This is a genomic window from Priestia sp. FSL R5-0597, assembly GCF_038006305.1.
In the GTDB taxonomy this organism is placed as follows: domain Bacteria; phylum Bacillota; class Bacilli; order Bacillales; family Bacillaceae_H; genus Priestia; species Priestia zanthoxyli.
In genome coordinates this window covers 2636204-2659966 of record NZ_JBBOUZ010000001.1, presented here as the reverse complement: position 1 = coordinate 2659966, position 23763 = coordinate 2636204, and the positions used below count along the sequence as shown (strand labels likewise).

Annotated in this window: 27 protein-coding genes and 4 pseudogenes; 26 read left to right on the top strand and 5 right to left on the bottom strand. The window is 35.6% G+C overall.

The annotated features are described in order from the left end of the window. Positions 1–99 precede the first annotated feature (99 nt). The 18 genes and pseudogenes from MKX72_RS28325 to MKX72_RS13500 all read left to right on the top strand — a co-directional run bounded on the left by MKX72_RS28325 (position 100) and on the right by MKX72_RS13500 (position 11370). Positions 100–192, top strand: a complete 93-nt coding sequence (locus MKX72_RS28325; RefSeq protein WP_226555440.1) for a hypothetical protein — start codon at positions 100–102, stop codon at positions 190–192. 305 nt (positions 193–497) lie between these two features. Then, complete coding sequence (locus MKX72_RS13580; protein WP_155008041.1) at positions 498–1043, top strand: T6SS immunity protein Tdi1 domain-containing protein; 546 nt, start codon at positions 498–500, stop codon at positions 1041–1043. A 316-nt stretch (positions 1044–1359) separates the two neighbouring features. Further along, positions 1360–1542 (top strand): annotated as a pseudogene (locus MKX72_RS13575) (DUF6985 domain-containing protein); the annotation flags it as partial. A 115-nt stretch (positions 1543–1657) separates the two neighbouring features. After that, positions 1658–2356, top strand: coding sequence for an SMI1/KNR4 family protein (locus MKX72_RS13570; RefSeq protein WP_155008042.1), 699 nt, complete (start codon positions 1658–1660; stop codon positions 2354–2356). Positions 2357–2494: 138 nt separating this feature from the next. Next, positions 2495–3052, top strand: a complete 558-nt coding sequence (locus MKX72_RS13565; RefSeq protein ID WP_235918746.1) for an Imm6 family immunity protein — start codon at positions 2495–2497, stop codon at positions 3050–3052. Positions 3053–3324: 272 nt separating this feature from the next. Further along, complete coding sequence (locus MKX72_RS13560; RefSeq protein WP_155008043.1) at positions 3325–3738, top strand: hypothetical protein; 414 nt, start codon at positions 3325–3327, stop codon at positions 3736–3738. 29 nt (positions 3739–3767) lie between these two features. Next, positions 3768–4283 (top strand): Imm6 family immunity protein, encoded by a 516-nt coding sequence (locus tag MKX72_RS13555; protein WP_025751639.1) that lies wholly within the window; start codon positions 3768–3770, stop codon positions 4281–4283. Positions 4284–4771: 488 nt separating this feature from the next. Beyond that, positions 4772–5203 (top strand): hypothetical protein, encoded by a 432-nt coding sequence (locus tag MKX72_RS13550; RefSeq protein WP_235918760.1) that lies wholly within the window; start codon positions 4772–4774, stop codon positions 5201–5203. A gap of 298 nt (positions 5204–5501) precedes the next feature. Then, a pseudogene (locus MKX72_RS13545) lies at positions 5502–5988 on the top strand (antitoxin YezG family protein). A 205-nt stretch (positions 5989–6193) separates the two neighbouring features. Further along, positions 6194–6649 (top strand): DUF4274 domain-containing protein, encoded by a 456-nt coding sequence (locus MKX72_RS13540; RefSeq protein WP_025751642.1) that lies wholly within the window; start codon positions 6194–6196, stop codon positions 6647–6649. Between the two features lie 209 nt (positions 6650–6858). Beyond that, positions 6859–7292: pseudogene (locus MKX72_RS13535) on the top strand (immunity protein YezG family protein). A 27-nt stretch (positions 7293–7319) separates the two neighbouring features. Next, positions 7320–7829 carry an ankyrin repeat domain-containing protein gene (locus MKX72_RS13530; RefSeq protein WP_028413072.1) on the top strand — a complete coding sequence of 170 codons (510 nt, stop codon included), beginning with the start codon at positions 7320–7322 and terminating at the stop codon, positions 7827–7829. 278 nt (positions 7830–8107) lie between these two features. Continuing rightward, a complete protein-coding gene (gene cdiI / locus MKX72_RS13525; protein ID WP_028413073.1) occupies positions 8108–8485 on the top strand; it encodes a ribonuclease toxin immunity protein CdiI in 378 nt (125 codons plus the stop codon). 139 nt (positions 8486–8624) lie between these two features. Continuing rightward, positions 8625–9137 carry an ankyrin repeat domain-containing protein gene (locus MKX72_RS13520; RefSeq protein ID WP_155008044.1) on the top strand — a complete coding sequence of 171 codons (513 nt, stop codon included), beginning with the start codon at positions 8625–8627 and terminating at the stop codon, positions 9135–9137. Positions 9138–9202: 65 nt separating this feature from the next. Continuing rightward, positions 9203–9586: pseudogene (locus tag MKX72_RS13515) on the top strand (immunity protein YezG family protein); the annotation flags it as partial. Between the two features lie 76 nt (positions 9587–9662). Continuing rightward, on the top strand, positions 9663–10175 hold the full coding sequence (locus MKX72_RS13510) for an Imm6 family immunity protein (RefSeq protein WP_155008045.1): 513 nt from the start codon (positions 9663–9665) through the stop codon (positions 10173–10175). A 116-nt stretch (positions 10176–10291) separates the two neighbouring features. Continuing rightward, on the top strand, positions 10292–10822 hold the full coding sequence (locus MKX72_RS13505) for an ankyrin repeat domain-containing protein (protein ID WP_033579202.1): 531 nt from the start codon (positions 10292–10294) through the stop codon (positions 10820–10822). A gap of 53 nt (positions 10823–10875) precedes the next feature. Continuing rightward, positions 10876–11370 (top strand): hypothetical protein, encoded by a 495-nt coding sequence (locus MKX72_RS13500; protein ID WP_155008046.1) that lies wholly within the window; start codon positions 10876–10878, stop codon positions 11368–11370. Between the two features lie 341 nt (positions 11371–11711). Here MKX72_RS13500 and MKX72_RS13495 read toward each other — a convergent pair whose 3' ends face one another. Further along, a complete protein-coding gene (locus tag MKX72_RS13495) occupies positions 11712–13106 on the bottom strand; it encodes an APC family permease (protein ID WP_098626653.1) in 1395 nt (464 codons plus the stop codon). A gap of 41 nt (positions 13107–13147) precedes the next feature. Further along, positions 13148–13918, bottom strand: a complete 771-nt coding sequence (locus MKX72_RS13490; protein ID WP_098626652.1) for a carbon-nitrogen hydrolase family protein — start codon at positions 13916–13918, stop codon at positions 13148–13150. A gap of 242 nt (positions 13919–14160) precedes the next feature. On the opposite strand from MKX72_RS13490, the gene MKX72_RS13485 reads away from it, so the two are divergent. After that, positions 14161–15420: a sigma-54 interaction domain-containing protein gene (locus MKX72_RS13485; RefSeq protein WP_155008047.1), complete on the top strand. Its 1260-nt coding sequence runs from the start codon at positions 14161–14163 to the stop codon at positions 15418–15420. 12 nt (positions 15421–15432) lie between these two features. Beyond that, a complete protein-coding gene (locus tag MKX72_RS13480) occupies positions 15433–16227 on the top strand; it encodes a carbon-nitrogen hydrolase family protein (RefSeq protein ID WP_028413082.1) in 795 nt (264 codons plus the stop codon). A gap of 26 nt (positions 16228–16253) precedes the next feature. Here MKX72_RS13480 and MKX72_RS13475 read toward each other — a convergent pair whose 3' ends face one another. Further along, positions 16254–17126: a glycerophosphodiester phosphodiesterase gene (locus MKX72_RS13475; RefSeq protein ID WP_098626650.1), complete on the bottom strand. Its 873-nt coding sequence runs from the start codon at positions 17124–17126 to the stop codon at positions 16254–16256. Between the two features lie 268 nt (positions 17127–17394). Here MKX72_RS13475 and MKX72_RS13470 point away from each other — a divergent pair, with 268 nt between their 5' ends. The 4 genes from MKX72_RS13470 to MKX72_RS13455 all read left to right on the top strand — a co-directional run bounded on the left by MKX72_RS13470 (position 17395) and on the right by MKX72_RS13455 (position 20231). Then, positions 17395–18114, top strand: a complete 720-nt coding sequence (locus tag MKX72_RS13470) for an endonuclease V (RefSeq protein ID WP_155008048.1) — start codon at positions 17395–17397, stop codon at positions 18112–18114. Positions 18115–18208: 94 nt separating this feature from the next. Then, complete coding sequence (locus tag MKX72_RS13465) at positions 18209–18802, top strand: DedA family protein (protein ID WP_014459791.1); 594 nt, start codon at positions 18209–18211, stop codon at positions 18800–18802. Positions 18803–18936: 134 nt separating this feature from the next. Continuing rightward, positions 18937–19221, top strand: a complete 285-nt coding sequence (locus MKX72_RS13460) for a DUF3219 family protein (RefSeq protein WP_014459792.1) — start codon at positions 18937–18939, stop codon at positions 19219–19221. 14 nt (positions 19222–19235) lie between these two features. Then, positions 19236–20231, top strand: a complete 996-nt coding sequence (locus MKX72_RS13455) for an LLM class flavin-dependent oxidoreductase (RefSeq protein ID WP_098113062.1) — start codon at positions 19236–19238, stop codon at positions 20229–20231. A gap of 17 nt (positions 20232–20248) precedes the next feature. Here the strand turns inward: MKX72_RS13455 and MKX72_RS13450 are convergent, their stop codons facing one another. Next, positions 20249–21166: an aminoglycoside phosphotransferase family protein gene (locus MKX72_RS13450; RefSeq protein WP_155008049.1), complete on the bottom strand. Its 918-nt coding sequence runs from the start codon at positions 21164–21166 to the stop codon at positions 20249–20251. 92 nt (positions 21167–21258) lie between these two features. Between MKX72_RS13450 and MKX72_RS13445 the strand changes: the two genes are divergently transcribed. Together MKX72_RS13445 and MKX72_RS13440 are read left to right on the top strand one after the other, a co-directional pair. Further along, positions 21259–21456 (top strand): hypothetical protein, encoded by a 198-nt coding sequence (locus tag MKX72_RS13445; RefSeq protein ID WP_014459795.1) that lies wholly within the window; start codon positions 21259–21261, stop codon positions 21454–21456. Between the two features lie 131 nt (positions 21457–21587). Further along, on the top strand, positions 21588–22001 hold the full coding sequence (locus MKX72_RS13440) for a GNAT family N-acetyltransferase (protein ID WP_033579196.1): 414 nt from the start codon (positions 21588–21590) through the stop codon (positions 21999–22001). A gap of 40 nt (positions 22002–22041) precedes the next feature. Here MKX72_RS13440 and MKX72_RS13435 read toward each other — a convergent pair whose 3' ends face one another. After that, the gene (locus MKX72_RS13435; protein ID WP_028413088.1) at positions 22042–23628 is read right to left on the bottom strand and encodes a glycosyltransferase family 39 protein; all 1587 of its coding nucleotides are present in this window, start codon (positions 23626–23628) and stop codon (positions 22042–22044) included. Between the last annotated feature and the right edge of the window lie 135 nt (positions 23629–23763).

Sequence of the window (23763 nt, the reverse complement as noted above, 5' to 3'; positions counted from 1 at the left end):
GATATACCTAGAACAAAAGAAATTAAAGTGAAATTTACCTACAAAACTAAATTCGATTCATAAGAATTTACAAGACAGTTAAAAGATCAAGAAAAAGGGATGAATGAATTAACCATATATGAATATCAGAAAAATCGAGAGCAATTTATTGATAAAGGTAGAGCGAAAGAAGGAAATGCAGTTCAAAAATAGCTAGACAAAAAGCTTATGTACAAAAGGTAAATGAACTTCAAAGTGAGGGATTACCGTTATCACAAGCAAAGAAAAAAGCTCAGGCATGGTTAGTTACTCAAGCACCCTGACTCCTGACTAGATAGCAGGTGGAAAAGCTGAAATAATAGGAGATAAGAGGATTAATTTCTCTATAGGTAGTTAATGGAGGTCTAGAATCAAGAGTATTGATAAACAAATAGAGGAAGTAGCGAAAAACATGACACCAGAACAATTTAAAAATACGTATTTGAATGTAAAGTTAACACTTTAGGGGAGGAGTTTGAATGGAGCAATATTTAAAAGATTTTAAGTTGCATAGTAAAGTTCCGAGTGAAATCATTGAAAAGTATAAAGAATTAGTACCAAATGAAGTGATAAATTTTTGGGGTAATTATGGATTTGGTACATTTATGCAAGGGTATTTTAAAAGCGTAAATCCAGAGGAATTTATAGAAATCTTGGAGGAGAGTTGTCCAAGATTTAAGGATTCAATCGTATTGTTTGCTACGAGTATGGGAGACTTGATTATTTGGGCGGATGGATATGTTGGATTACTTAATTACAGGTATGGCATAGTAAAGATTATTATGTTTACATTTGAATTTTTCTTTCAAAATATTGCTGATTTAGAATTCAGGGATGAAGATTTATCTTGGCAGCCTTATCCCGAAGCGCTTAAACAATACAATGAGTTAGAGTATGATGAGTGTTTTGGTTATACACCTCTATTAGGGTTAGGTGGAGCAGAAAAAGTAGAGAACTTAAAAAAGGTCAAATTGAAGGAACATATTCTTATTATTACTGGTTTTATGGGGGCAGTAGAGGTATAAGGTTCGTTCTAATGAAGTAGACTTACTACTTATTTTATATTTTACAAGCAGATCGTATAGAAAACACAATAACGAATATATAAATAAAAAAACAAAGTACGAGTGAAATGAGTAGAAAAAGAATTACGAGTCTAGGTGAGATGACATTTTATCATTTTAGTTTAGAAAACCCCTACCTGAAGGAGCGGAACGAGCTTAGCTCAGCGAGTAAGTGGGGGGAAGTTCCATGTATGACAAGTACAAAGACGTATATAAACAAACATGGCATGAGTTAGGTTGTGATGTTAGTTAAAATAGGCATTACCTAGAAACTGAAAACACTGACCAAATACTTGAAATAATTAGCCTAGTGGGTATTATTGTTTCGTATAAGGATATTTATGATGAACGTGATATTGGACTAACATTTGATTGTACATGGGATATAGAAAATGGATTGGGACTTCGTTTATTAGATGAACAGGTGAACGACGTAGGGTGGCATGATGTGACCATCTAAATAAACTGTTTTTTATCCGACAACAATCTATAACCATATTTACAAGAGAAAACATGGTAGAAAATAAAGATAGTTTAATAAATGAATTTAAGCAGATAAATAGGAGTGATTCTAAGTGGATAAGTTGTCTTTTCTGCAACAATACAGAAAAAGTATTGAGTTTGTATCTAATGAAGACTTACTAAATATTAAGAAAGAGAACATCCCGAAAGAATGGATGGAAGTATTTATAGAAACTGACAAGATTGAGAGGAAAGATAAAATAATTGCTTTATGGAATCGGGTATGTGAAAAAGAATTAAGTCATACGATCTCATATTTAAAAGAGAATTTAGTAGATGTTGAACTCATTATAGATAATGGACAGTACGCCATTCTATATAGCGTGAAGAGTGAAAATGACGAAATTCTGTATTATGAAGGGGGAATACCAAACAAATCAATTTACGATTTAGACATTGAACAAGCTTGGTCAAGTGTTCCGCAATCTATTGTTAAATTTTACGGAAAGTTACATAATGGCTTTTATTATATGCCAAGTCGAGCAATGGGTCTAGTACCGTTAGAGAGAGTAATTTATTTTAAAGAAGATGAATGGGGGATTCTTGATGATTTAGAGCATCCATTAGAAATCAATCTTGATACCACTTATGGATTTTTTGAGAATGGTATGGGTGGATACGTTGCGGTGGATTTGAACAATTGTACGGATAATAGAGCAACACTGTGGTTCACCAATGACCAGCCTGAATATAGTGTTGATTTCTGGGATATTGTAGATGAATGGATTTTAATAGGGTTACAAGATAATTAAAAAATAATGTGTAAATAGACTAAGTAAGTTTATATAGCATATAGCACTTGATTGTCCATAAAAGGAAGCAGGTGCGTTCTTTTATTTGAGCGTAACAATCAGTACAATCATAGAAAAGTTCAAAAATGAATTACGTGTATGTTTAAAAAAATGGAAAGATTATTAAATAAACATAAAGAGGATTTTATGAAAAATAAATCCATTCTTAATTTACAAAGTGAAAGAAAAGTTGGGGTTGTTTTAATTGTTGCTGAAAGAGTATTTTCTGTAATAAGTAAAGGTGATGAAAGATATCCAGCAGGTAGAGAAGCGTTAGACAAATGTTGGTTATGGGGTGAATCTCATACTGTAACTGGAGATGAACTCTATGAGCTTATTGATAGTGCAGACTATACAGGCATCTCAGAATTTGCTGAGGAAGAAGAAGACTTGAATATGGCTAGGCTATGGTCACTACTAGTGGATGCCGTCGCTTATACATCTTGGGAAGCTTATAAAAACGAAAAAGTAAAATATGTACCGCAAGCACTGGAAGGTATCGGTGCAGATAGTATCACTGTCTTTTTGAATAGCGCAGTTGAAACCGGTTTTATCACAGTAGAGGAAATTGAAAGAATGGAATTAGTTCTTTATGATTATGAGTGTACAAGCAATGAAACCTCAATAAAAAGAGAAGATTTTATGAAATTATTTTAACTCAGTGTATGGAACCCATTAAATAAAGAGAACGAATGAGTAAGTGTAGACCACTACAGCAAATAGTGAGAACTAACAGTCAGCAAACCTCAAAAAGCAGTTAAATGCATTATTTTTAACAGTACGTAATTGTTAAAGGAAAGAAAAAGGTGTTTTTTACGTTTTAGGATAGGGATCAATAGATCTGGTCAAATTTTATAAGTGCAAAACTATTAAATAACAATGTATCTTTAGTCTTAACAAGTCATCCCATTTTATTAAGGAGAATGTAAATGAAAATGGAATTAAATATCCAACAAAGAGTTGGAGAATATAGAGTGAAAAGTGATCAGTTATTTGAACAGAAAAATTATCAACAATCTGTTGATGTATTAATCAAAGGGTGGGAAGAGATTCCGCTTCCAAAAGGGTTATATAGTGATACTTATGAGGTGGTAAAAGATATCATTGATACCTTTATCATAATGAATGACTATGAAAGTGCCAAATATTGGCTAACTCATCTATACTCATCAGGCTTTAAACGATTTGATGATGGTGAAAAAGAGTTTATTTCAGGCGTTATTTATTATGAAGTGGGATCCCTTTTAATTGCCAAAGAGTTTTTTGATATAGCTAATCGAAAATCAGAAGGAAGGTTATTTGAAGGGAAAGACACGAAATATATAAAATTACTCAAAAGGTAACCATGTATGAAGGAGGATCACCAAATCAAATGAATCGATTTAATAATTTGAGCAAGGATGCTAAAGTCGTATATCTATTGTCGCTATCTAATTTAATTATCAACAAGATTTCTGAATCTAAAGGATTTGAAGTAGCGGTTGAGTCATTAGAAAAAGCTTGGGAATGGCTAAAATTAAAGGATTTTGACGCAGATAGCCTGTATGTATATTTAGAAAACATAGATGAAACAGATATCATGACTTATATGCAACTAGCCGATGATAAAGATAATGAAAAAGTATGGATATGTATTGGAAATGCTCTGGCATATACAATCTGGGAGGCGTATCAATATGAAAAAGAAAAGTATCTTCCCCAGACTATTGAAAGTGTTGATTATCAGACTGTTGAAAGCTTCATAACAAATTTTGAAAAGGTATATGAGAATAATAGTATCTCAGATAAGCTATTACACTTTCTTGAAGAAAACTATCCAAAGAATGCTGATAAAAGGGTAGATTTAATTTCAATAAAGACTTTTATTGATGAGTCTATTGAGAAATAGATAACTAAGAAACTTCTAAAAATGTGTAATTATTTAGCTATACTTTTAAAAGCAGATTTTAACTTCAAAGATAAGCAGATGAGACTTTTAGATGACAGCTGCTTTTGGTTGTTTTTTTGAGATATTTACATTTTGTATACTTGAATGATGCTTTATTAAAGTTCATGAAGGTAGCATCATCAAGGAATATCAAGTTAATATTTGAATTTTATGAGAAGGACGATGATCAGAAGCCAAATGGATATATCGCCTTTTAATATTACACTTCATCACAATGTTAAAGAGGTATACAAATGGAATGTAAGGATGGTCAATCATTTATCCCTTGCCGGACGATACTGTGCTTTCTGAAAAGGAAGGTAAATGGAGAATGAATTTACCAGAAACGTATAAAGAATTTGTGAAAAAAAACAGCACTGTTAGTAGAAATATTATGGGAAGGTGTACAAGTGACTATGGAAATGTATTATTGTGACGAATGATCAGATATCAAAAAGAAGCCTTGGAACATTCTTGATGAGCATACTGCATACACATACCACCAAAAACATAAACCCTATACGGTCGTACTAAGGGAAGATGAGAAGCACAAGTATATTATAAATATTACAAATGAATGGGTTTCGGTAGGGTTTTATGATGAACTAATTCGTAAATATTTAAATTATGATTTCGAAGTTATGAGTGAAGGTAAGCTTTTTTTAAGAACAGCCATGTATTGGGAATATGATGATAAAACTAATACAGAAGTGAGTAGTTTGATTTTGAATTTCCGAGAAGATGGTTACATAGCAATGGAAAAGCGAGATTTAAAGAATGGTTCAGTAGAGGAGCGCGAAACAAACAATACCCTTGAAAAAAACTGGGATGTGTTTCCTGAGTTTGGCCAATACTTATATTTGTGCAAAGAAGAACGCTAATTCTTTTGTAAAGCTAGAGTTCATAAGATGTGTCAGCTTAATAGTTGCTACGATATATATATAAGTATCATACTTTTACTATGAAAGTTACAACATTAATGCTACTAAAAAACAGATGGCCTTAAAGCACTTGATTTTGTACAAAAGTAACCAAGTGTCTTTTTTTAGTTGTCTGACATGGATTTGAAGAAACATAAAAAAGTTAAAGATAAACAGTTAGAATAACATACCAAATTGAAGATGAAGAACTAGGGATAGCAACAGTTGAAAACCAGTCAGGAGGATAAATTCTATGCAAATGGAAAGCCAGTTACAGGAATTGTATCAAGAAATAGCAGAAACGGTTAATAATATGATTCCAGAAGAATGGGAAAGATTTTATTTTTATGCACAGATTGATGAATCCGGGGGGGCGAGTTTACTTTTTTTATAAATCAATTAGAGATAATAGCTACACGTATAGTCTAGATATACCAAAACAATTTAACATATCGGAACTAGAATTTAATAATGAAGAAGATAAGCTTTTTGATCTTAGTGAACAGCTCAGGGAAATCTTTAAAGAAAATAACCAGGAACTATGGTATTCTTTTACGCTAATGTTAGAGCAAACAGGGAAGTTCTCTGTATCATTTGATTATACAGATTGGTTGAATACAGATTACGGATTTGTAGCACAGAAAAAGATTTGGAAGTATAAATATTTAGATGAAGCACCGGCGGATGAAAAAACTAAAAGTTTAATAGATCAGTATTTAAAAGAATATCCAAATAATCCTATTTAAATAATTATTAAGGCTATACAAATAAAGGAAGCAGTAAGCACAAAGTGAAGATGCGGGATTTTCGAGTACAAATATTTAAGTAGAGAATTAGCGGATGAAAAAGATAAAGAACAAATGATGAAAATGAAAAGATATGAAGAGAATTTTAACAGCAATAATCAATAATTTATAGCATTTGAGTTTTTTAAAAAGGAGGCAAGAACTTATGGATAAGGACGATATTCATTTTCTTCAACAGTTACTTAATAGCACAGATAAGGATTATATAATAAGTTATTTATTGAATACTAATAACTCTCTATTGCTTCATTACTCTGCTGCAAATTATAACTGGAATAGTGGATTTGAAGTGCCAACAGTTATTCTAGAAAATGCAGCTTGTGATTTTGGAACAGGTTTACTGATGTTTCATTATGCAGACGGGTATCGTATGTTAGAAGATCCTGGTGAGGTTTTAAATTCTCCCTTGGAAAATTGGAAAAAATTTTTAGGGGAAGTTTACAACAAACTCATAAACTTAGAGTTTACATCTCAGGCTATTTCTTTCAATCCTGAATTAACAAACATTCAAAAATATAAATTAAAGAAGAGTAATCCAAACATTCCTGAACTCCTTATTAATAAATCTCCAGGAGATGCGGTTGATATTTTTAAAATATAATGAATTAGTAACTAAACTTAGGTTAATTGATGCATTATAAAAAGAGAAAAGAGTTAGGTCTAAGTCTAAAATACATAAAGGAAGCTAAATATCAAGCAGCTAAATCTGGAAGAATGGTAGGTATAGAATTTGAACGAACTGAAGTCATGAAAAGAGTAGAAAATGAAATGAAGCAATTACATAAAAAAATAGCTGAAACAGTGAATAAAATGATACCAGAAGAATGGAGAAAGTTTTATTTTTATGCTCAAATATCAGAAACTGGAGGAGGTACTTATTTTTTTATAATACACCTCAGAATACACAAAGTTTTACGTATAGCTTGAAAATCCCGTTCGAGTATCATGTGGATCAACAAGAATTTAAAAAATGTAAAAGAAAACTGTTTGAATTGAGCAATCAATTAAGAAGCAGTTTTGAAAATAATCATCAAGAGCTTTGGTATTCATTTACAATGTCTGTAGATAGTAACAGGAAGTTGAACATACACTATGATTATACGAATTGGTTCGATACAAAGTATAGTTTTAGTGACCAAATGATAATTTGAAAACGTAAATATCTAGGTGAAGAAGCAAGTGAAGAAAAAGATAGAGTATTAATTGCAAAGTACGATAGTGAATTTCCGAATGATCCTATTTGAGTAGATGATAATGAAGGAGTTTGCATAGTGGACCGAAACCATAGTAAAAAATTGATAAGAAATGCCATTAAAACTGGCGATATCAACGCAGTGAAAAAACTAATAGGTGATGATATAGAGACTTTGAATACCGTGAATGTATTTGGTACGTGGTTACATGTAGCGGTTAAAAAAGAGAACCTTCAAATCGTCCGATATTTAGTTGAAAAAGGAATTGACGTTAATGCGAAAGGCGGGACATTTGATGCTTCTGCGTTAAATTTAGCAGCTGGGTCCGGTAATTTAGAGATAGTAAAGTATTTAATAGAATCTGGAGCAGAACCAGATGTGAGCTTAGCGAAGAGAAATCCACTGTTTGGAGCAATTTATGGGGGGCATCAAGAAGTAGTTAAATATTTAGTGCAAAAAGGAATAGATGTGTCGATTAGATACACGGGAGAAAATATCAAAAATATGAATGCCTATGAATATGCAAGAGAGTTTGGGCAGACTGAGATTGCTGAATATTTAAAGCAAAGGATGACTGGAAATTGGTAAGTATTTAAATGAGTATCCCAATAATCCAATTTAGCATAAATCCAGTATTTGTGGTTAAATTCCCACCTCATGAAGGTACTAAATTAACCCTGGAAAAATTACATCAAGAGGACTTTTTATAAGTGTATAAATAAATATTTATTACCAATTTTTATTTTATTTGCAGGAGATTTTGTGTGTTTAGATTATAGAGGTTCAAGAGATGACCCTAGCGTTTGCGTAGTGATTACGGTCAAATAGTAAACGTTGATTCAATTAATTATAAAAAGGGGATACAAATGAAGAAAATCGTAGAATTATTTCATGATATAGATTGTACGTTGTCTCCCATGATAAGTTTTTATAGCGCTTTATCAGATAAAAAGTTCTTAAAAGTCTTACACTATTTTTCAGAGGGAACTGGTTATGGAAATGAGTACCACATTTGTACATTTTCAGGTGACTTAGAGCCATGGGAAGAGGGTTATGTTGAAAAAGGAATTGAATTTCTAGACGGTACGGGTGACACTGACAAAAGTGTTATTGTCGATTATGAAACGTTTTTAACTTACTTGCACAAAATTTGCCACGTATATATGGAAGATCATGCCCATGATAAAGAAAAAGTGATGGCTCTTTTACATAAAATCAAACAAAATCATAGTAATGAAGACTAGTAGGAGTATATAAAGAAGCAACGAATCGAGTCTTGCTATAGACAATAAGCTCTCCACACTACAGCGCATTACATCAAGCAAAGAGACGATATATTTTGGAGAGAATTCTACAAGGTAGAAAGTAGAGGGAAAACGAAAAATGGCAATAACTCAAATGACAAAAGCTATTAGAGGTGCTATAAAAGGTGGTCACTTAAATAAGGTAAGAGACTTATTTGAGAAAAATCCAGAAATGTTAACATGGATCACACCTTTTGGCACATGGCTACATGTAGCAACAGCTCATAGTCATTTAGAAATCGTACAATACCTTATTCGTGCTGGAATAGATGTTAATGCACAAGGAGGAACTTTTTCTACCAATGCCTTAGAAAGAGCGGCTGCAAAAGGACATATAGATATTGCTAAGTATCTTATTAACCATAATATTGAAATTGATATCAGTGAACCAGATAGAAATCCGCTGTTTGCTGCCATATATAACGGTCATTTTGAGATGGTTAAACTGTTAGTTGAGAATCATATTAATATATCGATTACATACTCTGGTGAAAACATAAAAGAAATGTATGCTTACACATTTGCGATTGAACGAGGACAAATAGAAATTGCTGAATATTTAAAGCAGAAGGTGGACAGCAAATGGAATTAAAGCTTAATAATATTTATCAAAAGGTGGCCGATAATTTAAAGGAAATGATATAAGAAGACTGGCGAGAAATCTATTTGTATGCAGAAGTAGGAGAAGGTTCTCAAACAACGTATTTCTTTTATTATCCAAAAGGAAGCGATGAACCTATATATAGTCATGATATACCTGAACTATTTGAGGTGTCAGAACAGAGCTACTTAGTGTTATTAGATAAACAGTTAGAGTGCTTTCGTGAGTTGTTAGATGTATTTATAGAAAACAAGCAGGAGATATGGACAAGTGTAACTTTGCATTTAGGTCATGATGGGAAATTTGAGATAGACTACGGGTATGAAGGTATTCTTACTGTTGACCCGTATGAACAACAGGTGATTTGGGAGTATAAGTACTTAGGGATTATTTCAGAAGATGAATATGATAAAAAGATCATAAAAAAATTTCTTTCCTAATCATAGAAGAGCAAAAGATATATAGACGGAGGAGTTAAGCTCATCATAGTGAGAGAAGTGGAAATGGAGTTTAAGAATGACTAATGCTAATTTCAATAGTTTAACAGAACATGATAAAGTGATATTTTTTCTGGCACTTTCAGAAAAAGTAGTACCGGTACTTTCTCGTACGGAAGATCAAATTTCAGCCCGGAAAGTTATATGTAAATGCTGGGAATGGTTAAAAGACAAAGAAAATAGTGGAGATACTCTTTATGAATTATTAGATGACGAGGGAAAGGGTATCACAATAATTCAAGAGATGTCAGATAATAAAACAGATGTTATAGCCTGGGACTGTATTATTGATGCAGTTGCTTATACTAGTAGAAAAGCATTTGAAAGAAAAGGCGTCGAATATTATCCCGAACCCATTGCTTTAGTTGATGATACATTAGTAGAGCATTTTGTAAATGGTTTTGAAAGATGTATAGAGAATGCGAATAGTTACATAGAAAGATTAACTTCTTTATTAAATGATGATACGAATAGAAAAACAGTGAATGATCTGCGAACAAAAGTATTAAAAGAACTACAAATGCGACAGTAATTTTAATTGACCACAACTATTTAAAAGTAAAAACGGTAGAAACAGCTAAATTATTGAGGGAGATGTCTACATTAAAACACGGCAATAATGGGCAACTAAATTAAGGGGGATATGATTTGGAAAAAAACAGCGTCAATAAGGCAATAAGAAATGCAATTAAACGTGGTGACATTAACTCAGTCAAAGAATTAATAGGTAGTAATAAAACAATTTTACACACCATGACTTCATTTGGTAGCTGGTTGCATATAGCAGCAAAAAAAGGACAGATGGAAATAGTAGAGTATCTAGTGCATAAAGGAATCGATGTAAATATAAAAGGTGATATATTTGATGCTTCTCCCTTACGAGTGGCAGCAGGTGAGGGGTATGTAGAAATAGTACAGTATTTAATCCAATCTGGAGTAAAATTAGATGTAAGTTCGGCAAAAAGAAATCCATTGTTCGCAGCAATTTACGGTGGTCATAAAGAGGTAGTTGAACATCTAGTTGGTCAGGGTATAGATATTTCCGTTCAATATACCGGTGAGAATATTAAAGAGATGGATGCGTACCGATATGCTAAGGAATTTGGACAAATAGAAATTGCTGAATATTTAAAACGAAAGCTGAATGAAAAAGTACAAAAGAGAGTGCTTAAAGATTGATTAAATCGTATATAACAGGCCACAAAGCTAATAAAAGCAAGGAGGTCCATCTCATGCTAGAACCCATATATGCTGAAAACGTAATTGTCGGAGTAGTACATAAAAAGCAGTTTCAATGGTATGTGACCGATCGAGAGCTATGGTATTTGGATTATGTAAAGTTTGCACAAGCTTTTGAAAATGAAGGTGATTCAGCGGTTAATGAATACATCGAACCTGAACGAAAAGGGATCGAAGTTCTCAGCAATGAAAATGCTGAGCTTTTTTTAAAACGTATAGAGTCGTATCAAGCAGATACAACTACTATTTTAAAGCTGTTTGAAGATAAAATAGAAAGCGTAGATGAAGAAGACGTATTAGATTTTAGCCCTTCGTTTTTGGTGGATTTTGATCAAAAGACGTTTTACTCACTGTTTCCTGAGCCGGCTTCATTTGAAGAATATGTTCCAAGCGATTGGAAAGGAACGTATGAAAACTTTACAGCTTTGATTCCAGAAACAGAAAAATATTGGGTGAATAAGGACGGAGAAAATTTATTTGAGCTGTGAAGGTAAAAAGAAGCGTTGGTTTTAGACGAAGTGAAAAACGAACCATTAATCAACATGTTTGATTAGTGGTTCGTTTTTTTGATGGTGAACTTAGGTTTTATCTATTTAATTCCTTCTAGCAGTTGATTGGAGGACAAGACGAAGACTCCTGCGGTAAAAGCGGGATAGATGAGACCCCGCAGGAGCGCAAGCGACGAGGAGGCTCAGCGCCCGCCCGCAGAAAGTGAAGTCTTGCACGGAAATCAACTGCCGTGTCACAAGCGGTTCAGATCATGTATCCCATTTGTTCGTCTTTAAATTGAATTCATTTCGTTATGTTTCAATCTCTTTTTTTAAAAAAGTCACAATGTCTTTTCAGCAGCTTTTTGATGCGCAAGAGAGGAAGGTTTCGTTATTTCCTCTTCATCGAAATCCATTTCTGGAGGAGAAAGCTTAAATCCTTTTGTAAGAAAAGTTAAGTATACAAGTCCTATGGCAGTCCAGATGCTCCCTAGCACTAAGGCGTGTTTATCCAGATTAATAAAGAGATAGAAATCAAGGGCTGCTCCGATAGCTGGTATAAGAAAGTAGAGAAGAAAACGATTCTTTTTTTCATTTTTTAACGTGAAGTAATAGTGAAAAATGACCGATAGATTTACAAAAATAAATGTTAAAAACGCTCCAAAGTTAATAAATGAAGTAGAGGTACTTACATCAAGCTTAACGGCCAGTAATGAAATGCCTCCTATGAATAAAATATTCAATAGGGGTGTTTTCGACTTTCGATGAAGATAACCAAATATCTTAGCGGGAAGCACGTCGTCTCTTCCCATTGCAAATAATAAACGGGCTCCGCTTGTTTGAGCAGATAAGCCAGATGCGAATTGAGCAATAATTAATCCAGCTAGAAAAATAGAGCTAAATAAATTGCCGCCGATCTGTACGGCAATTTCAAATGCTGCTGAATCAATATTTTTAAAAGATGTATAGTCAGGATGAACAAGCTGTAGAAAATAAGAAGCTCCAATAAAAATGATGCCTCCAATTAGTGTAATAAGAAAGATAGCTTTTGGCATTGTTTTTTCAGGATTAATGGTTTCTTCAGATAGAGTTGTAACAGCATCAAATCCTAAAAAAGAATAACAAGCAATGGAAGCTCCAGCGGCTACAAACGAAAATGTAAGATGCTCGTTCAAGAATGGGTTAAAGCTAAAGAGTGCAAAAGGTGATGAGCCTTTTATAAGGTATATAATGCTTAGTGAAATAAAAATACCGACTACGAGCAATTGAAAAATCATCATTAATGTATTGACGCTCGCCGCCGCTTTTAAGCCAATTATATTGATAACAGTTGTAATAAAAATAAAGGCTAGTACAAATGCCCAAAGAGGAATGCTGGGAAAAGCTGTATGTAAATAAACGGCTCCGATAAGCCAAATAACCATAGGAAGAAACAGGTAGTCTAGTAAAACAGCCCATCCAATCATAAATCCGATATATGGATTTATGGATTTTCTTGTATACGTATAAGCAGACCCTGCAATAGGAAAAGCTTTAGTCATTTTACCGTAGCTATAAGCCGTAAATAGCATAGCAGCTAAAGCCACTATATAAGCAGTGGAAACTAGTCCATGAGTGGTTTCAGCCAACAAGCCATAAATACCAAATACAATCATTGGAGTCATATAAGCAAGTCCAAACAAAACAATATGTGACAACTTCAAAGTTGGAACTGCTTGATTTCTTTTCGTTTCCATCTTTGCGCCTCCCTTAAAAATTGTTTTTAATCTTCTTATGTCTATTTGTACAAATCCGATCTTCTGTGCATAAGGTAATTAAGCTTCTGATCTTTTGATTCTTCTAAAGAAATAGCTACTGTCGATATTTGTTCCTTGCTACCCATTTTTAGAAGAACTTTTCCTTTACTGTTGACGACTGCGCTATGTCCAAAAAAGAATGTATCTTCTTCGGAGCCTATTCGATTGCATAGAGCAATTGGAAGTTCATTTTCCATAGCACGGCTTTTTAAATAGGTTATTTGATAATCTTCGTAAGGGCTCATGTTAGCAAGCGGGATGATGAGTAAATCCGCTCCTTTTATTTTTAAAGTTCGGGCCACTTCAGGGAATTCAAGGTCATAGCAGATCATTAATCCAATGGTTCCGAATTTGGTTTTGAAAACAGGTAAAGTGTTGCCTGGGCGGAAGATTTCAGCTTCCCTGTCAAAAAGATGTGTTTTTTGATACGAACCAATTACAGCTCCGGTATCATCTATAAGAGCTGATGTAATATGATAATGCCCGTTAGCTGTTACTTCAGGAAAAGATATAACGGCGTGGATGCTGTGATTCCTGCAGCTTTGTTGTAAAAACTGTAAGCTTTCGCCACTAACGGATTCAGCTAGCTCCTTAATATCATCCCAAATAAAATAACCTGTTAAACAAAGTTCCGGAAAGACAACAAGGTCAGCCTGTTCGCTTGCAGCTTGCTTGATACAGTCATTTATTTTTCGAATGTTTTCTTTTTTATTGCCTCGTATAGGACAAAACTGAGCAATGGTAATATTCACTGTAAAATACCTCCTCATAATCGTTTTCACTATAAATACAAGCAAGAAGTGTGCCAACGTATTTTTTCAGTCAATTCTGATTTTTAATCTTTAAAAAGATGAATTTTTTCATTATACTAATAGGGAGAAAAAGAAAATAAGTCATATTCTGCTTATACGGTTATTTGGAAAGCTAAGATGATGATTTTTATCATCAATGATGCGATTTTTCATTAGAAACAATCGAAAGGAGGAAATGGATAATGAGGAATTCTTCAATAGGTACCCGCGAATCAATAGTAGTCATCATAAATCATGAAGGACGCATTGATACCGTATCTATCAATAATAAACAAACCAGTCACTTATCGCTGTTTCAAGAAAGTATGTTATTTGAAGAAGTTCAGTGGAAAAAGGTCTTTACTGCTGCTCCAAGTGGTTCTACTCAGTTATTAAGCACCTATGAGGGAAGAACCTATCTATTTACCCTCCACCTTGTCCAAGCGAACTCTTACATAAATCAAATCGTGACATTAGCGAATATATCTCAAAGCATGTTTATCCCTTATTCAAATGAAGGTCAGCATAAAACCGATGAGTTGATTATGGAATCATCTGCTATGAAACGAATTAGTAAAATTATTGAAACAATTGCTCATGTAGGCTCCACTGTTCTTCTACTAGGTGAATCGGGAGTAGGCAAAAGTCAAATTGCTAAATTTATTCATAGTACTAGTACACGTTTAACGCAGCCTTTTATTTCTGTTAATTGTGGTGCTATTCCAGAGAGTTTAATCGAATCAGAGCTATTTGGGTATGAAGAAGGAACTTTTACAGGCGGAAAAAAAGGAGGAAAAGTCGGCTTATTTGAAGCTGCTCATAAGGGAACAATTTTTCTAGATGAAATTGCGGAATTTCCTTTAAACCTACAAGCAAAACTGCTAGGTGTTTTGCAAGAAAACGCGGTGCGAAAAGTAGGAAGTACAGAGGAAAAAAAAGTAGATGTACGAGTAATTGCTGCAACAAATAAAAATTTACAGGAGCTTGTTGAGAAAAAATTATTTCGTGAAGATTTGTTCTATAGGCTTAATGTCGTACCGCTCACTATTCCACCTCTTAGAGAGCGAGAAAAGGACATACATATCTTAATTGATCATTTTCTTTTTAAATATAATACAAAATATCATCTTCGAAAAGAAATTAATGATGAAGTAAAACAAGAGCTTATCCAATATAAATGGCCAGGAAACATAAGGGAATTGGAAAACACGATAGAAAGAATTGTCGTCACAAATATGACTGAAAAAGAAGTGCTAGAAGAAAAAAATATACGTGAAAACGGTTGGTCATTTTCTCCTAAAGCACCAATGTCTTTGAAAGAAGCTAAAAGACAAGTAGAAAAAGAATTAATTTTAAAAGCTTACGGTGAATACAAAAGTACTTACAAAGTAGCAGAAGTATTGCAGGTTGATCAGTCTACTATTTCAAAAAAGTTAAAAGTATACAAAAAAGAAGGTTTTTAAAGAGGTGAAGGGATGCGTCAATTAAAAATTGCATTAGCCCAACTTAGAAGCAATTTGCATGATAAAAATAAAAATTTAAAGAGAGTTTTTGGAACGATGGAAGCGGCTAAAGATCAAGGTGCGGATTTTGTGTTATTTCCTGAATTATTTTTGACTGGTTTTTTGTTAAATGAACAGGTGGAGGAATTAGCTGAATCAGTAGAAGGAGAATTAATCACGAAAGTTAAAAAATGTGCTAAAGAATTACAAATAGGAGTTATTCTTGGTTTTCCGGAAAGACACCACTTTAAAATATATAATTCCGCTGTATTTATTAATAAGAAAGGTGAGATAGTAGGAACTTATCGTAAAATTCACCTTTTTGATCATGAAAATTCATATTTTACTTCTGGAGATAGTATACCGGTCTTTGATACACCTCAAGGAAAGTTTGGAGTAATGATTACATATGATATGGAATTTCCTGAAGTGGCGCGAATTCTAGCATTAAAAGGAGCCGAAGTCGTCTTTGTTCTTTGTGCGAACATGATTCCTTACGAGCATCATCAGCACGTTTATTTGAGGTCAAGAGCTTTAGAAAATCATATTTTTATTGCAGCTGCTAATAAAGTTGGATTAGAAGATGACTATGTTTATTTTGGTGAAAGTGAAGTTATTAATCCTAATGGGCGCTGTCTGTTTAAATCTCTTAATAATGAGGATCTTGCGATTGTTGACATAGACCTATCGTCTTCGGCAAGTTCAAAGGAAATTTTGAACTATTTAGACAATCGAAAGTCAGATTTATACAGAAGAGAAGGGCTATAAGAGCTCTTTATTAAAGAAAGCTGCTATTACTTTTCTAGACCAACTAAGCGAGCAGTGTGGCTCGCGGAGCTTGCGTGAATGGTTTTCCCTATTTTTGTTGATGTTTGCACCCAATTCACTTCATCAGGATAATTTGTAATCACTCCGTCACTTTTTGTTTTCCACAAAAATGAAGCGGGAAGCCGCTTGGTTCCAGACCACGGTGATATTTTCATTCCGGCAGAATGGACTTGGTGGATAAGAGCAGGCGTTAGGATGTCATAAGACGGGTTAAAGTAAGTGGCAAAAGCGGCGAATTGCTGGATTGAATTTGGGCTTGCGTCTCGCTGTGAAGAAGTTAGTATGCCTATAGGAACGTTTGGGAGAAGCTCATGCATTTTTTTCATGGATGAAACGTTAAAAGACTGAATGATAACGTGATCGAGCTGTCGCTTGTTGATTTCAAAAGCTACTTTTTTTTCAATTCCAGGATAAAGTTCCGGCGCTTTTAACTCTATTAATATACCGATTTTTCCTTGAAATTCATCTAATACTTGCGAAAGAGTTGGAATTTTTTCATTCGTAAAAGAATCCCCTTTCCAGCTTCCTGCGTCCAAGCGCTGAAGCTCCGCGTACGTTAACTCTCGAATGTGTCCGCTTCCGTTTGTCGTTCGGTCTACGGTACGGTCATGCATAATAACGAGTACACCGTCTTTGCTTTGCTGCACGTCAAGTTCAATGTAATCCGCATTCATTTCTAACGCTTGGTGAAAAGCAGCCATTGTATTTTCAGGTGCGTAGGCAGAGGCTCCTCGGTGCGCGATATTTGTGAGTTTTTCTTCCGTGCGTGCAAAAGCAGAAGAGGCGATTGAACAGCATAACAAGGCGACGGCGCTTAAACCAGCTAAATATTTTTTCATCACATTTCTCTCCTATGCGTTGGTATAGAAATAGCGTAACGAAAAAATGTGATGCTGATATAGAGGAAGTGTGTAGAAAACGTTGACATTTCGTAAAGAAAAATAGGGATTTTTTCATGATGATGTTTACAAAAAATGCGTAAACGAATAGCGATTTTAATCAAACGTTAAGGAAACAGCGCTATAATAGAAGGTGTGAAAAAAAGAATAGGAATTTCTTAGAAAATAGTTGTATAATAGGTGAGTCAGTCAATGAAAGGAATGGAACATGGATATTCAGTACATACATGCGTTTACGATGCAAACGAAAGAGGAGTGCCGGACGCTTCAGCAAAAGCTAAAAGCACAAATTGATTTAACATCACGCGTCAAAATGACGCATATACATAACTGTGCTGGTGTTGATGTTGCGTACTGGGAAGAAAACGGCATATCTCACGGAGCGTGCAGCATTGTAGTGGTTGATTATCAGACGAAAAACGTTGTGGAAAAAGTGCACAGTGTAGGAGAAGTAACGGTTCCTTATCTTCCTGGGTTTCTAGCTTTTCGAGAGCTTCCTTTAATTCTTGAAGCGGTTAAAAAACTTCAGGTAGAGCCCGACGTGTTTTTATTTGATGGCAACGGATATTTGCACTATGAGCACATGGGAGTAGCCACACATGCTTCGTTTTTTCTCAATAAACCTACCGTTGGAATAGGGAAAAGCTATTTAAAGATCAAGGGACATGATTACATTATGCCTGAAGATACAGAGGGCGCTTATGAAGATATTGTGATTGATGGCGAAGTTTATGGTAGAGTAGTAAGGACAGCCAAAGGGGTAAAGCCTATTTTTCTGTCGTGCGGAAACTATATTGATTTGGACATGTCATATCAGCTTATGATGCATTTTATTTCAAAAGAAAGTAAGCTTCCGATTCCGGTCCGCCTAGCGGATCTGCATACGCATGAGCTGCGGAAAAGGTACCGGCAGTCAACGGGGAAGTAAGCTGTTCATAATGAGTTCATAGTTTCCTTTTATACTGATGGTTGGAATATAGTAGTAGTGTAAAATTATTAAAGAATGAGTAAGGTGATTAAAGGTGAGTTCATTTATTACGAGTATTTTGGATTTTTTAACGAGCCTTGGCTATTTAGGTATTGCGCTCGGCTTAATGATTGAAATCATTCCAAGTGAAATTGTACTAGCCTACGGGGGGTATATGATTTCTCAAGGCATGATTAGTTTTCCAGGAGCAGTCATTGCCGGAATTATTGGCGGAACGATTGCACAGTGGTTTTTATATTGGATTGGAGCCTACGGAGGACGTCCGTTTCTTCAAAAATACGGCAAGTACTTATTTATTCATGATAAGCATATCGACCTTGCGGAAAACTGGTTTAATAAATACGGCGCGGGCGTGGTTTTCTCCGCTCGTTTTGTCCCGGTTGTTCGACACGCGATTTCGATCCCTGCAGGTATTGCTAAAATGCCGTTTTGGAAGTTTACGTCTTTAACCGTGTTAGCGATGATTCCTTGGTCGATTTTATTTATTTACTTAGGCGGAAAGCTAGGCGAGAACTGGGCGAACATTGAAGACGTAGCAAGCAAATATACGCTTCCGTTTGTAGTTGCGGCATTTGTGATTATTGTTCTTTATTTCGTATTCAAACGCACGCGTACAAAGCGCGTATAAGATCGTTTTTGGACTACAAGCATGGCGAAAAGCCATGCTTTTTTTGCATGCGCAACCAGAAGCTCTTTTATTTGCTCATGACTTCTTCAAGTGCTATTATTTTTCATACGCACTAAAAAAGGAGACGATTTAACGTGGTACAAGAAATTGTATTAAATGATACGCCTATTCAAATTTACAGCTATGAACAAGAAATTGTAAAAGGCAAAACAAAAGTTTCAGTTGATTTTAAGGTAACAAGTGAGGAATATCATGATATTACTACACTTTTATATAAAGGTACTTTTCATGTAAATGTCCCAGAAGAAGATCTGGATTTCCAAGGAACGATTCATCAGTACTCTACGTCTTTTACAAATTTATATGAAAAAGGCCAGGTAGGGGATTTTTCATTAAGTTTAATTGAAGTGAACGAATAAGGAGCAGATGCGTGATGAAAGTAAGTATACTTGACCAATCGCCCGTTTCATCCCATCAGACCCCAGCGGAAGCGTTAGAAGCATCGATGCAGCTGGCCAAGGCTGGTGACAAGCTTGGCTATGAGCGCTACTGGATTGCAGAGCACCATGATTTGTCTGGACTTGCCTGTTCGGCTCCTGAAGTGATGCTTGGCTATATCGGCGCACAAACTAATAGAATTCGAATTGGATCGGGAGCGGTGCTGCTGCCTCACTACAAGCCGTATAAAGTAGCGGAAACGTATAACATGCTCGCAACGCTGTTTCCAGGGCGCGTTGATTTAGGGATTGGGCGCGCGCCGGGTGGATCGGCTGAAGCAACAAATGCGCTGTCGGATAACTTCTTGCAGCAAGTATTTAAAATGCCTGAACTTGTTGAAGAGCTTCTGCAGTTTTTAGACGATAAATTTCCGGCTGAACATGAATACGCCAAGCTTTCAGCTTCGCCGCTTCCACCTGTCTCTCCAGAACCGTGGCTGCTTGGCACAAGTAAAAAAAGTGCCGAGCTCGCTGCTAGAAACGGAATGGCCTATACGTTTGGACAGTTTATGAGTGAACAAGACGGTTCAGCTATTATTGATCAGTACAAGCAGGCTTTTCAGCCAAGACGGAGCGGGAATCAGCCCTATGCGATTGTCACTGTATCGGTCATTTGCGCTGAAACAACCGAGCAAGCGCATCGCATCGCAACGAGCTCACTTCTATGGAAAATTCAGCAGGATAAAATGGAAGCAAAAGGCGTGCCTTCTATTGAAGAAGCGGCCAGCTATCCGCTTACAGAAGAAGAAGAGAAAAAAATGAAGAAGATGAAAGAAGCTATGATTATCGGAAACCCGGAAGAAGTACACGTCCGTCTTCAAGAAGTTCAAGCACGCTACGGAGCGGATGAACTCATGCTTGTCACCATTACGCATGATCCGGCTGACCGATTAAAATCATATGAGCTTGTCGCAGAGAAATGCAAAAAATAAGAGCCAAATGTCGGCTCTTATTTTTTATGCCCGTAATAGTACTCAAATAAGTGCTGAAATGCTTTTATAGCACGTAAAAAAGAAGCGGTGTTTTGGCGGTCCTCTATTAACCAGCACGTGGCTAGTACAGAATGAGCATATCCCCACAGTAAAATGCGTTTTTTACTTACGTTCAGTTCTTTTACAAATATATTGATTCGATGGTCAATTGTCTCTGCCACGTTTGTCTTAGGTAAATGATTTAAAAGAAAAGGGATGATTTCGTACTCTTTTTCTCCAATTAACCCTTTTGGGTCAATTATTTTCCATGCTTCACCAGACTGTAAGATGTTATCATGATGCAAGTCTCCGTGAAGCAAAAAAAGCTGCTGAGAAGTGCGGTTTAATTCAGAGAAAACGGCAAGTGCGTGTTGAAGCGTTTCAGAAGAAAGAAAATCAATGCCGCTTGGATACATTTGTGTATACTCTCGAAGCTGCTTCTCTCTTTTAACGGCTGTTTCTTCGATAGTGGAGTCTGATTGAGGCATGCGCCACAGAGATTTCATGAGCCCAGCAGCGATTAACGCAGCTTCTTCTTTAGTTGGTAAAGAGGAAAGCGGGCATCCGGGAGATAGCTTTTCAACCAGTAAAATACCTTTTTTAGCATCACTGTCCACTATTTTTACCGTGTTCTCACCAGCTAGTGCTGTCAGTGCTTCTTGCTCATGAAGCAGCTCTGAAGGCTCTACAAAAAATTTGACAACTAGTTCGCTTTCATCTGCTTTGCGCGCAGGAGCAACAAAGTGGTAAGAAAGGGGAAAGTGACTGTGAATGGTGATACCCCAGCGCTGTTCGCAGTAGCGAATCAGCTGAGGGAAGTCAGCGAGCCACTTTTGGCTTTTATGAGGGTAAAGGTGAGTAATTGTATCACAAAATGTTTGAGGCAACGTATGCATGCGTTTATCTCCTTTGTCGTTTCCAAATTTTTCTGATAAACTCATCATATACAGCCTACATAGAATCTGTAAAGAAAGAGGAGATCGTACATATGAAGAAAAAGAAGGTGAAATCCCCTTGGGCTCTCGTTGGGTTTCCTATTTATATCATTGGATTTTCACTTTTACTTGCTGGAAGCGCACCTGAGTGGGTAGAAACAGTGAGTAAAATCATGATCGCTCTTGGAATCATTTTGCTTATTATTGCAGGAATTGATCTTAAAAAACGAAAAAAATCAGCACAAGCCTAAAAAACTGCCGTTTGGCAGTTTTTTTATTTGGAGAAAGGGTAACAAGATAACTAGATAAAAATGTTGAATTATTATTCTTTTTGATGTATAAATATAATATAGAAAGCAACGGTATTGAGAGGAGAATGAACGTGTCTTACGTAATAAAAAAAGAGGTTCCGTTATTTGAGCAGTTTGCTGCTTTGCATGAAGCGAGCGGATTACATAAAAGTAAAAAAGGCAATTATACAAAAGAACAGCTGTTTGAAGCGGCAGCCAACAGCTGGTTTAGAGTCGGTATTTATGATAATGAACAATTGATTGCATTCGGTCGTATGATTTCAGACGGAATTTACCAAGCGCTTATTTGCGACGTGATGGTTGATCCCTCGTACCAAAACAAAGGACTTGGAAAGCAAATTATTCAAGAGCTGTTGACGAAATGCCAAGAAAGCGGAATTGAATCGATTCAGCTGTTTGCAGCAAAAGGAAAGCATCATTTTTATAAAAAATTAGGATTTCAAGAAAGAGAAGAAGACGCGCCAGGCATGTCGCTTGTTATGTAAAAAAGCTCAGTGATCAATCATACTCACTGAGCTTTTTGTATTATGCCGTTTTTAAAACCGTACTTTTTTGGACTAAATTCCAAGCAACTTTTACTAAATAAACAACAAGCAAGACGTTTAGCATCGACGTAGCAAACATAGAAAACGGGTATGACGTGCTGTTTTGCATATTACTGTCGCCGTATAAAACAAAAAAAGTGTTCATAAAAATACTGATGCTAAATCCAAGGGATAAGTAAAGCAAGTTTTTGTCTTTTAAATAAATATAAGCCACTAAAGCAAGCGCTGCTGCTGGAAATAAGTAGCGTTCATGCATGCTTGAAGAAAACGTAAATACCCCTGAAATTTGAATAAGCGCTGCAAGAGCGGCGTATTTAAAGCTCCGTCCTTTTATATAAATAAGCCAAGAAAAAATAGTTGTCGCGACGATAAAAATAAGTCCCCACGTATGATAGCTGAAAAACAGCAGCGTTGCAGAGCTGTCTTTATAGTTTGCGCCTATTAAACTATAAAAGTTGTAGGCGTTAACAGAAGCATACGGGTACTCTCCAATGGTGGATGAAAATAAATCAATAATCCACGTTGGACTTTTTCCGACTGAAAAAGGCAATAAAATCACCCCAGCAGTGAAAGCCGCCGTTAAAGCAATGCCGAAGAAATGCTTAACTTGCTTCAGGCGAATGAGCTCGAAAAACAAAATAGGCAGGATAATAATCGCCTGCGGCTTCATTAAGACCGCTGCTGTAAAAATAACGGCCGACGCGTAAATTCGTTTTTCCGTAATCATTACAATGGCTAGGACAATAAGTAAAGTGAAAAATGAATCCACTTGTCCCCAAAACGTTGAATTAACTAAAATGGCCGGATTAAATAAATACCCAATTGCTAACAGATAGGCAAAAGAAGGTGCCAAGTATTTACGAGCTAAACGATAGAGTAAATAAGATGTGACGACATCTGCTAAAATAGGCGGAATTTTAATCAACAGCGAAAAATACTGCTGAAAATCCGGTAAACTGCCAACTTTCCCAACGATAAACAAGATATAAATATAAAACGGCGGATAATCGCTTCCGCTTTTAGCGTAGAAATTTGAAAAATGATTAGCCGCAACCGATGCCCAGTTTTTGAAAAGCGACGCATCCATATGAGAGCCTACCCACGGAATCAGTGCAATCCGAATAAATAAACCAGTGCCAAGTAATGACCATAAAATAACGCGAGAATGCCCTATCGAATGATGCCATTTCTTTTTCTTTACTAATCCGTAAACGAAAGCTGCTGCTATAAAAAAGCCCACCGTATAAAGAGCTAGCGGCGTTTCATAGTCTTTATTAGCTCCTTGACTTCCGGCACCGTTATCCATAGATAGATTATGAAAAGGCGTTACGTGTTCTCCGGAATTGCTGGGTGAAGCAGGACCGTTTCCTGAAGGAAGACGATGATCTCTTGAGTTATTATCAAGAGCAGATATACCATTCGTAATCTTTTTTAACTGATGACTTTCTTGAATTGAAAATAAATGTTCTTCTCCTTTATAGTGTGATAGTGAAACGATACTGAAAACAAATGCTAAAAGAAAAGCTGCCGTTACGATAAAAGCCGTTCTTTTTTGTAGTATGTTCATATAAAATCCTCCGATGACAATGTATCGAATAAGTAGTAGTGTGTCTCCATACTATAAGGGGAGTTGGTGAAAATAAAGTGAAACTTCTTTAATAAAGAGCGGAAGAGAGAGCATAAAAAAACAAGGCCTTAGAAG